Source organism: Bacillus sp. JJ1474 (assembly GCF_036965225.1).
GTDB lineage: Bacteria > Bacillota > Bacilli > Bacillales > Cytobacillaceae > Cytobacillus.
On record NZ_JBALPC010000255.1, the window covers coordinates 1 to 13,215 of the forward strand.

Below are 13,215 nucleotides of genomic sequence, written 5' to 3' on the forward strand. Positions count from 1 at the left end.
ATATTGTCCCCTATTCTGCAGCCACGGCCTCGCCTGGTCCGATTAAACTGAAAATATTGGACTATCCAATGAACATAGAAAAGAAAGTCAATGTGAAAATCAAATAACAGAAAGGGCTCCCCAAAGTCAGGATAACTGACTTTGGGAAGACTCTCTCATTTTTATACAAAAGTACTAAAAAATCATATGACAAAAATAGCCTCGAAATATTAACTTAATTCTATTTATTCACAATGATAAACCTAACGTAAAATCGATTTTGTCGGCATATTGAGGAAAATCAATTAGAGGATTTCTGTTCTTTTGAATATTGAAGATCTCTTTGTTGCGATGTTTTTCATAAATAGATATTTTATATTCACGATGCCATATTAGCAGCATCTCAATGTCCTTACTGCTATATCGGCTAATTTCTCCTGGATATCTTAACAAAAAATACAATGTCGACCTGGCAGCCTCACCTTTTCCACTTTCAGGTTCAAACTTACCCTCTTGATATTTCCCGCAATGTGCTCTGATCGCTTCCGTTTCCATTTGAGGAGAATAGTCCACAAAATCAAAATAAGGATGATTGGACCTTAATGAATTGCAATCTATTTCACACGTAAAAAGATGATGTAAATCTCCTCTCATCGGATTATCCTTATCAAACCATGACTGAGGAACGACATGTTCACAATTATACATATTTTCACTTTCAATGGACGCCATCGCCATCTGTATTTCATAATCGGTTTTCGAGCCACTTTTTTGTAACTTGGCATAGGCTTCTATTCTTTTTCTTTCTGCTTCATAATCATCTTTTATGACTTGTTCAGGATCTCTTTCTTTTCCGGAATAGATACTCTTCAACTTCCCGTCTATATGGAGGTCAATTCTTGAATAGAGATAATTCCGGGTTTTAGAGTTATAAGGGAGCTGATTTTCATGTGTACTCGTAATTAACTGATTAAGTTTCTTATATAACTCTTTTTTGTCCACTTCATTAAAATCAATTTGATGATAATAATCTTTGATTGCCTTTTGATCCTGTTCTTCATCATAATACTCTTTTCCATTTTTAAACCTCTTTTTGTTAAACTCCAGTTCCAACAATGTGGCATTAAAATCTGCATTTTTATGTGATTCTTTATTTTTCATGTTCAATATTTTGTTCCTCCTTTCTAGTTTTATTCCTGCTTAAATTCTCTCAAGCTAGCAGTAATTGATTATTCCACTCTCACACAATTATATAACCTAAATATTAATTTAATTTTTCATTTATATTAAATTTCCCAGTATTTGTATCAATTTCTGCATTACAATACCTTCACCTTGGCTGATATCATCCCATATGGCAGGTGTCTAAACCGTATTAACTCCTCTGGCATTTCATTTATGTTTTCTACAGCACCACCTGGACCAATTAAATTAATACTACTAGACTATCCGGCAACCATTTAAAAAAGAATTGACTATTAAAATGAAATAAAAGAAATGCGATTCTCTGATTTCGGAATCGCATTTCTTTTATCTTTATTTCACTTAGGCTTCATATATTGATTCGCTTTTTCAACTCTTGATGAAATTTTATCGGGTCATCCAATCGTATAGCTACCCTTGTATATGTTTTTTCCAATCCAAAGAAAAGAGTCGCACGGCATGGGTTCTTTAATTCTAGAATCATATGAGGATGAACCTCTTCAAAATCCCGTGCAATAAAATCAAGCGTGGTTTTACTATTTATTTTTTGTTCTAATACTTGTTGGTCCGTTGTAATAGCAGCAATATCTTCGAGTGAAACGACCATTTTCTTTGCTGAGCCAAGGGATAAGTATATGTTATTGTCTGTTAACTTGACTGGGTTTAGGCGGACAGCCTGAATATCACCAAGAAAAAATATAACGGAATATACATTTAAGATCAGAAGAACAATCGACAAAACGATGGACTTATCGTGGAGCCACCAATGAAGCCCCAGTGTTTCAATTACAATCGCATGAATCAACATAATATGAAATGCCAGTAAACTAGATTTTGTGTGCAGAGTGAAAAATCCCTTTCCTTTCGGGGGACTTTTCCTCCATGACGCAAAGGCATAGTAAAAAATAAGAAATTCAGAGGAAAAAACTTTTACAATGGGATGATTTCGTACTTTCTCCCTTACGGCAGCTGGAAAGGAAAATAATAGTGTTTCATCACTGCTGCGCACTTTTTGAATGATGGCAGGCATATATCGAACTAGCATGAAAAGCACCGACAATTCTATCAGAATCAATAGTCCCTCAACCCCAAAACCAATATAGGAGATCCAGATAAATGGTTCAAAATATTTCATAGGTATTAAGAATTTTGCTAGTATTAGCCCGCCTGCCATTAAAATAATAAAACGCTTAACGAAAGAACCCTTTTTCTTATTTATGGTTAATACTAATAGTGGAGAAATAATCGCTAAATCAAGCAGAGACCCAAGAACAACCCATTTCGTTTCAGCTGTTAGAACCATGGGTGAAATGGGCGTTCGATACAATATGAAATTTGAACTAAGTATCAATATCAATAACAGCATCCATACATAGCTTTTCCTAAGAATCTGCTTAACTAGCATAAAATCACCTTTTTTTACTTTAATTGTAACTTATGCGAGGTGATGCAAACACCTATTTTTTGGCATTTTTCCAAATCCCTTGGGATCCTCCGCGAATATGATGGTTCTTAAACTTCATCTTATCGTTGATCATCCACTTTATTTAAAAACTCAATTATACATTCATTCACTTCATCTGCTTTCTCAATAGAAAGGGCATGCCCCGCATTGGAAATAACTTTATATTCAATATGAGGAATCAACTGCTGCGCATTTTTTAACATTTCCTGATAATTATAGATGACTTCCTTATCCCCAACCATAATCAATGACGGCATACTAATTTTCTTAAAATCATCATTGCTAAAAACAGAGGGAACAATTGTTTTCGTCATTTTATAATGTTTTAAGCCTAAGTAAAACTGCTCAAATAAACCTGGCTCCACTTGATTCCCTTTGGCAACAAACCAGCTGCAGAATGATTTAACAACAAAAGATCGTTTAGGTATAATCATGATACTGAATAGCTTTAAAAAGAATTTTTTATAAAAAGGAATAAATGAAGCGGCTGGAGCTAATAGGATGAGCTTATTAACCTTTTCAGGATAAAGAATCGAAAAGTTAAGGGCCTGCCAGCCGCCAGCTGAGTGCCCGCATATTGCTGCTTGCTCTATTCCTAATTCGTGAAGAACGTCTGAAAGCCATTGGGCACAGTCCTTTTTTTCCTTATAAGGCTTTGCTACTACACTTAAATTAAAGTCCGCCAATATGTCGATCGCATATGTTCGGTAATATTGGCTAAGCTCATGGATATTGGGATACCACATAGTCGCTCCAAAGCCAAAGCCGTGCAAGAGAATTAATGGAGGAGCATCCTTAGGGCCTGATGCAATTATATGTGTTTCACCGAAACGTGTTGAAACGTAAAAACTCTCGTAATCTACCTTCCATAATGAAAGATTGGCATCATACACTTGTTTAAACTTTCCGGCACCCTCCATACTTCTAAATGCCAAGGAATAATTGGACAACCTAAACTCCTCCTATTAATTCAATTTTATTTAATTTCTATACATGTTCCTTGACCGCTTTAATAACATCTAACGGTGCTTCAAAAGGAACAAAGTGGCCAATGTTATTTAGAATGGTAATGGTTGCATCAGAAAAGTAGTCAGGGATTCTGTCCGCCCATTCGTACCGGATAACAGGGTCAGCGTTCCCCCACAAAATGGTTGTCTTATGGCTGATCTTTTCTATGATTTGTGAGGACAAGGCACTTGATGTCTTTGCCCCTGACCTTGCCCTGTAATAAGCAATGCTCGCTTTAAAAGCACCCGGCTTGAGAAACTCTTCAATTATATAGTTGAGTTCTTGCTCCCTAAGCTTTTCACGATTGCCAATCCAATGTTCATAAAAATACGTAAGATACACTCTTAATGAGGCATCGCTCAAGCCAAGAATCTCTTCAGCAATAGGAAGGTTATGAAAATGCTGATACCAAAACTCACTTTGAATGTTTGGATCAAACCTTCTTTCTCCAATCCCTCCATAGGGAGGATTTAAGAGTACAAGAGACTTTACTCTCTCTGGAAACTTTTTCACTAGTGTTTGAGCAATGGTTGCACCAATATCGTGAGCAACGACCACTACTTTATCCAAAGAAAGACTATGAATTAAGCCAATAAGATCGTCTACATGATTTTCAGGAGTATAAGCGACAGCAGGTAATTCTTCCGGTTTTCCTGACTTCCCAAATCCCCTTAGATCAGGAGCGATCACATCGCAGGATTTTGATAACTCTGGCAATACATGGCGCCAATCATACCAAAAACCTGGCCAGCCATGCAAAAACAGAACAGGCTCTCCAGCCCCCATCCTCACATAATGAATATGGACTCCTGTTTTGCCTATGTGATTAAAATGTTTCCAGTTCCCATCGTAGGGTGATAAATCTAAGTATTCATTCATCATAAAAATCCCCTCTTCGTCTACGACTTTACCAGCGAAGCATTATTTAAATTCTCAACCGCATACTACCGATTTGAATAAATTTTGTCGTCATGAAATGATGTAATATGCCTTTATGATAATGAGGATTGAATCAAAAAAGGTTACAAATAGGTAACAGTAAAGATGAACTTTTGCTAACAATTTTTAGCCTCTACGATTGTATCTATAAACGTCCCATCAATCCCTTATTAAATATTGGTTGAATTAACGGTATAAATTTCTTAAATATACTATATCAAGCTCACACTGAAGTCCTCTTCCGAATTAAGGCTGAATATTCCTACATCCATAGTCGTAAAAAGTGCCTTCCCTGCGCATTAAGTATTCATATGGCGGGGGCAGGCACTTCAATTATTTTCATTTAGGAGCTAAGGAAGCCGAGAAACAATCTTGCCATTTATTTAATAAGGCAAGATTGTTTAACTTATTGGCATTCCGGAACTTATGCTAACATCCTGCATTTTCCTTTCACTAACCCAAGTTTCATTCTGATGAAGCTTACATATACTGCAATAAAATTATTTTTTTCAAAAGGATGATTTAATAAGATGGCATCCATTTTCGGACAAATTCAAGTAAACAAAGTGACAGGAGGCATAGTAAATTTCGGTAATACGAAGTCTATTTCACCTATATCTGCTTTAAAAGATCCGACTGGGAGTGGATCAAATAATGCTGGAGGATGGATCAGTACATCTTCTGGTATTTCAGTCACAAATTTTATTGACCCTGATGTCAGTGATCAAAAAGTGGATAAGGACCTTGGAGATAAGTGCTTGGTTGAGTAATATATTAACCATTTTTCAATTCAATTTGGAGCATTACTAATGGTTTCAATTAGGAAGAACACAGAAGAGCACTGTATTCTTCTTCGAATAGAATCTCGTTAATTTATAGCCTCACTATACTTCTATAGTTATCCGTCATTAGCTTTTTGGTTTTTTTATGATGATTCTTCCATATTTATGGTACCCACTTACTTTTTCTTTCATATCATGCAAAAAAAGATATCTGAAGAGGGTGATTCAAATTGGGAAGTACTTAGATTTTTTGTCTAAATTCGGTGTTGGCGGTGCGCACCCCGGGGGGATTCAATTAACAAAGGAAATATTCATGCTAGAGGAACTTAACAACACGTCTCACATATTAGATGTTGGATGTGGTACTGGCCAAACAGCTGCCTACCTTGCTTCTAAATACGGTGTAAAAGTAACGGGAATGGATATTAATCCAATCATGGTAAAAAAGGCAAAAATAAGAATGAAAAAACACCAATTGCCTGTAGAAATTATTCAAGGTTCAATAGAGGAATGTCCATTAAAGAGTAATCATTTTGATTTTATTATTTCCGAATCTGTTCTTGCTTTTGTAAATAAACCTAGATCTCTTAAGGAAATATTTCGTTTATTAAAGAAAGAGGGTCGGTTCATTGCAAATGAGCTTACCATTAACCACCCGCTCAAAAAAAGTGAAATAGAAGAGATTAAACAATTTTATGGATTAGATCACGTCCTTACGGAGAACGAATGGATTACTTTAATGGAACAAACAGGATTTAAAAACATAAAAATATCCAGGAATCAACATTCGATCCTTCAAGACAATCCGGATGTTGAATTTCAGTACTCAGTATATATTGAGCCTGAACTTTACTCGGTCTTCCTTCAGCATTTTAATCTAATGGCAAAGTATCAAGGTGCTTTAGACTACAGAATATTTTCATGCACAAAATAAGTGCGCTGCAATTTAGAAAAGGCTTGCTGTACATTTGTACCGCAAGCCTTTTTATAGAGTTGAAGTTTAGATAAAGAACGGGAAAAACGGTCCAAATCCTCTTATTCCAAAGAAAGGGAATCCAAATAGGCCAAAGGGTCCGAAGAATAAACGACTTTCATCATCCATATGAACATTCATGGTCATATGGGTGGACTGATGTGCTCTGGGCATGATCAGATACATTTTGTCATGATCATAGCTGTGAAGTATCCCCTGAAAAACAGAGCCATCGTGTAATTCTACTTGAATAAATTGATACAAATGCTTTTTACACTTTTCATGATGCTTATGATGCTTATGATGATGATCATGATGATGATCATCATGGGCATGGGTATCCCTAAGCGGATGAACAGGATATTGCATGACAACCTACCTCCTCTTTTTCAATACAGTAATAAAATATTCTTAAATTGGGTTTTGTGTTACCAAATTTAACCGTTATAGAGGAGGCATATTTTTAGAAAAGTCATGTATAATGTTCAACCGATCACTACCAGATAAGTGTTTAAAGTCGAACTTTTTTTAAATAACAAAGGGGTGGTTCTCATGTCTATACAGATTGTAAACAGAGAACCACCCCAAGCTTTGTATCAATACAAAAAATTTGAGCTTAACTTCAAGTGTGAATAGATCGATGCTTTAGGCATTTTTTCTTAATTCCACATCTATATATTGTTGTTCAGTAAATAACTGATCCATTACTTGATTCGATTTGATCCTTTTTACAAAAATCGGATTTAATATAACAAGGGCTAGGACGTTTGCCAACAATCCCCAAAAGCCTTCATATATACCGAATGTCATTCCGGTTCCAGACACCGTAAACGTTACAGCTAGTCCAACAATTAACCCAATAGTGGTAGCCTCTTTTGTTTGCTTTTTCCAGAACAAGCTAAAGACAATCGCTGGAAAGATTTGAACCATTCCGGATACTCCCATAAGCTGTAGGGATACAAGTGCTGTCGGGAAAAGCATCCCAAAGATTAAAGCTAGGCCAATAACGACAAATACCATTGAGCGAGTAATCATCGTTAATTTTGCAGGTGAAACCTTTGGATTAATAAAATCTCGATAAATATTATTCGCAAAAAGATTGGACGCACCAATCGCCATGATTGAACAAGGAATAAGGGATGCTAGTGCAATAGTAGCATAGGATAGTCCTTGAACTACTCCACCGTAAGATACTTGTATTAAACTTAGTAGCGCGAAACGCGGGTCGCTGCCATCTGGCAATACATGAAATGCAGCAAATCCTAGGAAAACAACAAGAATCAATACAATATTGTAAAGTGGTAAATAAATTGCATTTTTCCTAAGGGCATCAGTACTTTTAGCAGTAAATACCCCTGTTACACCGTGAGCCCACATAAATAATGCCAATCCAGATACTAATGAAGCTGTGAGAAACCAAGGAATCCCTCTTGGCCCTGTTGTAGGGATGGTTAACAATTCAGGGGTCTCAGTCACAATTTTATCCATCATGGATCCCCATCCTCCAAAGTGGATGATTGGAATAGTCACAACGAGGAATAACATGATAACCCAGATTAAAATGTCTTTAATAATAGCTGTATAGGTTGGTCCTTTTATTCCGCTAAAGAATGTATAAAGGGCAACTAAAAAGAATGAAAGAATAACAACTACATTAACATTAATAAACCCTGTACCTGCAACTTTCAGTGTATCTTGAATACCAGCTAGCTGCAGATCAATATAAGGAATAAGCATTAACACTCCAACAATTGCGATTAGTAAGGATAAAAATTTACTACCAAATCTCAATTTCGCATAATCAGCAAGAGTTGTTAGTTTGAATTTTTTGGAAACTCCCCATAGCTTCGGCAAATAGAAATAGGAAATAAAAAAGGCAATAATCGTATACGGAATTGCAAAGAATGCAATGCTTCCACTTGAATAGGCTTGACTTGTTAATCCTAAAAAAGTATAGGCTGTATATAAATCAGCACCTACTAAGAGCCAAACTAACAATGGGCCAAAACGTCTCCCGCCGACAGACCATTCCTCTACGGAACTTCTGCTAGCTTTATCCCGTCCTGCTATAAATCCAATTAAAATAACTGATAGAACAATAAAACTTGTGATTAACAAAGCTGTTAAATTTCCTTGCATCATTTAAATTTCCCTTCCGACTTATCTAATTGATAAATCATAAATGTACATATTGGAGTGATTATCATCCCTAAAAGCAGCCAAAAATGAAAAAATGGCAATCCGATTATGAAAGGATGAATTCGATTAACAAAAGGTATTGCAACGAGCATAAGGATAAATGGTATGACGATTAAAATGATCCTTAAGTTTTTTTTGCTCATATTTTCCCTCCTAAATTAGTTATTTATTTTATTAGAATAATATTATTTAAATAATATTAACATAATTTTTAAATAATGGTATAAGAAATTAGTAGATTTTTTAGACTAATTACTTCATAACTTTCGATAAATAGTTATTTTAAAAAAGAAAAGCCGCCAATAAAGGCAGCTTGGTGAAACTTTTCGTTTAACAAACATAATTTAAAAAGGTATAAGTCGCCTATCTAAAATAGGTCGATCATCTCGGAAAACAGTTTAACTAAATCTGTTTTAACAAGTATTCACACACATTACTCGAACGAAGCTTAGCCGCTACATAAGGAGGCTGGACTCCCCTGGCACCTTCAAGCGGAAGTCCCAGCCACAAAACTTTCTCGTCAATGATCACAAATGGAAAGGGAAAGCTCTGATCTAGCCAGACATCGGAATTGCTCCACTTTTGTTTCGAAATAATGGTCAATTTTACTCGTTTTTCTCTATTTAATAACTGCTTAGTCCATTCTTCAGATAACTTGCTTCCCTCTGGCAAGGAGATGGTAATCGATGACTTTGCCGACCTTAGATCTTGAAAAATAGCTTCCAGTTTTCGCGCATGCATCCAGCTTAATTTTGGGTGTTGGTTGCGAATCCACGAGCCAATTTCTTTCGTTGTAACCGTTTGTTTGTTCCTTACTTGATGATCAACGAGTTGCCGCAGTGTTTTTCTTGGATAAACATGCTTTTCGATAAAATTTCTATTGCTGACGTGAAGAAATTTTCCTTTCGTTCTCGTAATAGCCACATTAATCAAACGTTCACTTTCCTTGCCAGTCAGCAGCATACCAGCCCGTTCTTGCGGGGCACTATCGACCGTATCAAAGATCATCACATCCCGCTCACTTCCCTGAAATCGGTGGACAGTAGCTGCAATAATATCCGCTTGGCTGCGTTCTTCCTCATATATCTCTTCAAGAAGCATCTCCATAAGATTCGCCTGAGCACGGTATGGTGTCACATACCCGATCGATTTAGCTCCACCTATATATGCTTCATGAATCAATTGAAAAGACAGCAGCAGCTGCCAGAGATTGAATCTGGAATTGGTTGCTTTATCACTTATACAATGCAGGCCCGTGAAACTCGAATCTATAAGCACAGCAGCTCGCTCTTTAAAAGGAGCAAGGCTTGTGATCCTATTTCTGCTTTTAAATACACTTTCGTGATCGCCAACCAGTGAATGATAGATGTACCGATTCGTAAAAGCTGAAATATCAGGGTGCATCCTGCGCTGTTCTTTTAATAAAAAAAGCTGCGGATGAAGCTTCTCTTCATTCAACCATTCCACCACTCCCGCCTTATGGAACACGTCCTCTTTCAGCCATGTGGCCACAAGAGGATCCCGGCTTGCGGCAATCGGAGGCAATTGCTTGAAGTCACCACAAATAATGACTCTCTTGCCCAAGGATGCGGCAAAAGCTGCTTGTGGAACATAGGCCATACTTGCTTCATCGAGGATGACTAGGTCATAATCCTGTTCATAAATAGCGCTGTCACTAGCCGCCTTTGCCAGCGTTGAGCCAACAATGAACGCCTCTTTGACTAACTGAATTTCTTCCTTCCGGACCTTTTCCAGCAGCCTGGCAATTTTTGTTTCCAGTTCCAGCAGATGATCTGAGTCTCGTTTATTGAAAGAATGAGCCAGGTCTTGCTTTAAGTGGCGTCTTTCTTCGACCAGCCTCTCCCTATCCTGGGCAAGGAGCGGATCTTGCTTTTCGATCATCATATTTGTCGTAATGTCGAGATGGGCCGAAAGAGTATCCCCTATGTTCCCACCGTAGCGGAGCACATCCCCTTCTCGAAATCTTTTTTTCTTTTTTATAAAATCAGTCAGTTCCCCCATTAAGACATCAACAGCTTGATTACTATGCGACAAAATCAATACTTTTTTCTTCTGAAAATATTTATTAGCTGCTGTTCTGGCCAGGGTGTATGTTTTACCGGTACCCGGGGGCCCCCAGACGAACGTGGCCGGATTATATTTGGACCGTAAAACCAATTCATGAACATTACTCTGGATCTTTTCCTCTGGGTGTTTCGTTTCCATGGAAGGATTCATCAATCTTTTCACTCTTAGCCGCTTCAGTTTGCTTTTTTTGATTTCATCCAAGCGCTCAATTAATTGTTCAAGCAATTCCCAAGGATCATGCAGCAAATACGCATCCGGAATGAGGTCGCCAAAGTTCTGCTCTAAGGCAAGAATAATTCCCCTGCCTTCAGAGGAAAGCACCTTTCCACTGCTTTTCATCGTTCCCCATTCCAATTTTATGGAGGAACCAACTGGGATTCTTAATGAGATGGCTGTATCAAAATAGTAGCTATACGGACCGTCGTTTGATAATAGTCGTCCATTTATAACTGAGTAGCGGCTCCCGCCAAACTTTTTTAAGTGATTTATCTCTTGTTGCAAGGCTTGCTGCCATTCTTTGATGTGTGTTTTGGTTGTTGTCATTTGTTTCCCCTTGTTATTTACTACTTGTAGATAATTTCCGATCAAATTGTACTGGTTATTATACATTAAAATGATTGCCTCGAATGGTAAAACTCATGCGTATTTCTGATTGTAATCATTGAAAAATGCAGCCGTCACTTGAGCGAAGGTGTAAATCCTCGGGATATATAAGTGGTATTGGTAAATAATATGAAGGTTAAGACATCAATTGAGGAGGAATTGTATGCAATCGAATCAACAAGCTAATAAGAATTTGGGTTCTGGTTCTAAGATGCAATCAGGATTAGCTGGAACGGATCCGCAGAAAGTAAAACAGGAAATTAGGAAAGATGTAAGTGAAGGGCAAGGGGCGATGACTTCGCGTGAAGCAGGGGCAATGCGAGACTAAAAATCACTCAATTGAGTGGTTTTTAGAACAAAAAATGCCTGTTCCCGGAAAATTAAAGAGCTATAGCGTCTGTTACTACCCGAATTTCGACATAGCCTGTCTAATTTATAGTTTCTAAAATTAGTCTTACATTTGATGTAAAAACCCATTTCTAAAAAGGAAATGGGCTTTTGACTATTTTAGTATTAATTTGCTACGCTGCTACGCACTCTAAATGGCTTGTATAGTGATGGCAGATTGATGTAGTAGTGTTTACCTAACTATAAATGAAATAAATTACAATATAAAAGTTTTTTTACAATGTAAAATCATAATAAAACATTGTAAGTTACACATTAATTACAAAATTTATTCTTTCCCAGCAGCAAATTCTTCCAATGGACTTGTATACTTTAAAATTAGCTTATCAAGTGCCTCTTCGGGATAGGATTTTAATTTTCTAGCCATAGAAGGTATTTTATCATATTCTCCCCTGATAGCTAATAATAAAATATTAAATTTAATAACTGTGTTATGATTATATATTTGCTTTAAATTATATCGCTCTTGATATATTTTAATTATATTTTCCATTTCCTTTTCATTATGGAATTTCGCACATATATGAAATTTATCAATTAATACCCTATGATTCTTAGGAAATTCTTCAATAGCTTCATTTATATCCAGCATTGCTTGTCTTTCATTATTATTAATGATAGCCTCAAATTGAGCTTTACATCTATAAAAGAACTCTCTAGCATTTTCATGTTTATTTATACGCAACTCATCAATTAATCGTCTTAGAATATTCACTTTATCAGGTATACTTGGCCCTCTAAGTAAACTTGTGAAATAAGCATGAATATGAAAAGGATTTCTTTTCTTGTCGTCCTCATAATTTTCTTTAGCTAACTTATATGCTGTATCGTAATCCTCTACGCTTAAATAGACTTGGACTAAATCTCTTTGCGCCCTTGCAAATGGTTTTCTCTTTGCTAAGGCCGCTTCATATCTTTCTATAGCTTTGTCTGTTTTACCGATTTGCCTATAGTAAAATCCAAAGAGAAAATCATGTTCAGCACCATCAATAAGTTGTATTTCCTCTTTAAACCTATCATCCTTATTTCTAGCAAGTGACATACATAAATAATACCTGATTTCATTTTTTATGTGTCTATCAATAAAGTTCTCATTTTGCAAGATTCGGTCTGCTAAGTTAATTACATCATCATAGTTTTTATGAACATCATAGAGTTCCTTCATTGACTGCAGAAAATGTGAAGGTACCAATAATTCTTCAACTTCGCTGATTCTATCTTCGATAATGGCCCTTTTAATTAAAAATTGATATTTAGAAACATCACTAAGATACCCTTCATCATCCTTATTATTAATAAAACTTTCTAAGCTTTCTACTATTTTTAATCTATACTCTTCAGGAATTTTCAATCCCATCCTAATTAAATAGTCATAAATTATATCATTTAACCTAATATATTCTTTATTAATTCCAAAAGTCTCACAAATTCCCTTGGCAAAGAACTCTTGTAAAATACCGTTATTTTCATCATCATTTCCTACAATATCAAAAAAAGTATTATACCCTATCGTTCCATATTCAGTTAATAAAGCCAGAATATCCTTTGCCTTTTGATTACCATCATAT

12 protein-coding genes are annotated in these 13,215 nt (G+C 36.2%); 3 read left to right on the forward strand and 9 right to left on the reverse strand.

Annotated elements, in window-relative coordinates; all coding sequences use genetic code 11:
- Positions 1-228: 228 nt before the first annotated feature.
- The 4 genes from V7164_RS23715 to V7164_RS23730 all read right to left on the reverse strand — a co-directional run bounded on the left by V7164_RS23715 (position 229) and on the right by V7164_RS23730 (position 4,537).
- Positions 229-1,140: an endonuclease I family protein gene (locus V7164_RS23715; protein ID WP_335347803.1), complete on the reverse strand. Its 912-nt coding sequence runs from the start codon at positions 1,138-1,140 to the stop codon at positions 229-231.
- 391 nt (positions 1,141-1,531) lie between these two features.
- Entirely contained in the window at positions 1,532-2,587 is a 1,056-nt protein-coding gene (locus V7164_RS23720) for a beta-carotene 15,15'-monooxygenase (protein WP_335347800.1), read from the reverse strand.
- A 119-nt stretch (positions 2,588-2,706) separates the two neighbouring features.
- Positions 2,707-3,597 carry an alpha/beta fold hydrolase gene (locus tag V7164_RS23725; RefSeq protein WP_335355426.1) on the reverse strand — a complete coding sequence of 297 codons (891 nt, stop codon included), beginning with the start codon at positions 3,595-3,597 and terminating at the stop codon, positions 2,707-2,709.
- Positions 3,598-3,634: 37 nt separating this feature from the next.
- Positions 3,635-4,537, reverse strand: coding sequence for an alpha/beta fold hydrolase (locus V7164_RS23730; protein WP_335347802.1), 903 nt, complete (start codon positions 4,535-4,537; stop codon positions 3,635-3,637).
- A gap of 587 nt (positions 4,538-5,124) precedes the next feature.
- Here V7164_RS23730 and V7164_RS23735 point away from each other — a divergent pair.
- Both V7164_RS23735 and V7164_RS23740 read left to right on the forward strand, forming a co-directional pair.
- Positions 5,125-5,364 carry a spore germination protein gene (locus tag V7164_RS23735; RefSeq protein WP_335348306.1) on the forward strand — a complete coding sequence of 80 codons (240 nt, stop codon included), beginning with the start codon at positions 5,125-5,127 and terminating at the stop codon, positions 5,362-5,364.
- Between the two features lie 262 nt (positions 5,365-5,626).
- Entirely contained in the window at positions 5,627-6,310 is a 684-nt protein-coding gene (locus V7164_RS23740) for a class I SAM-dependent methyltransferase (RefSeq protein ID WP_335348307.1), read from the forward strand.
- A 66-nt stretch (positions 6,311-6,376) separates the two neighbouring features.
- Here V7164_RS23740 and V7164_RS23745 read toward each other — a convergent pair whose 3' ends face one another.
- From V7164_RS23745 to V7164_RS23760, 4 genes are all read right to left on the reverse strand, one after another.
- A complete protein-coding gene (locus tag V7164_RS23745) occupies positions 6,377-6,718 on the reverse strand; it encodes a hypothetical protein (protein ID WP_335348308.1) in 342 nt (113 codons plus the stop codon).
- A 276-nt stretch (positions 6,719-6,994) separates the two neighbouring features.
- Positions 6,995-8,488, reverse strand: a complete 1,494-nt coding sequence (locus tag V7164_RS23750; protein WP_335355431.1) for a sodium:solute symporter family protein — start codon at positions 8,486-8,488, stop codon at positions 6,995-6,997.
- Positions 8,488-8,691, reverse strand: coding sequence for a DUF3311 domain-containing protein (locus tag V7164_RS23755; protein WP_335355427.1), 204 nt, complete (start codon positions 8,689-8,691; stop codon positions 8,488-8,490). Before V7164_RS23755 ends, V7164_RS23750 begins: the two co-directional genes overlap by 1 nt.
- A 259-nt stretch (positions 8,692-8,950) precedes the next feature.
- On the reverse strand, positions 8,951-11,179 hold the full coding sequence (locus V7164_RS23760; RefSeq protein ID WP_335355428.1) for an AAA domain-containing protein: 2,229 nt from the start codon (positions 11,177-11,179) through the stop codon (positions 8,951-8,953).
- 223 nt (positions 11,180-11,402) lie between these two features.
- On the opposite strand from V7164_RS23760, the gene V7164_RS23765 reads away from it, so the two are divergent.
- The gene (locus tag V7164_RS23765; protein WP_335355429.1) at positions 11,403-11,567 is read left to right on the forward strand and encodes a hypothetical protein; all 165 of its coding nucleotides are present in this window, start codon (positions 11,403-11,405) and stop codon (positions 11,565-11,567) included.
- Between the two features lie 348 nt (positions 11,568-11,915).
- Here V7164_RS23765 and V7164_RS23770 read toward each other — a convergent pair.
- The coding region (locus tag V7164_RS23770; protein WP_335355430.1) for a tetratricopeptide repeat protein at positions 11,916-13,215 on the reverse strand (1,300 nt) is incomplete at its 5' end.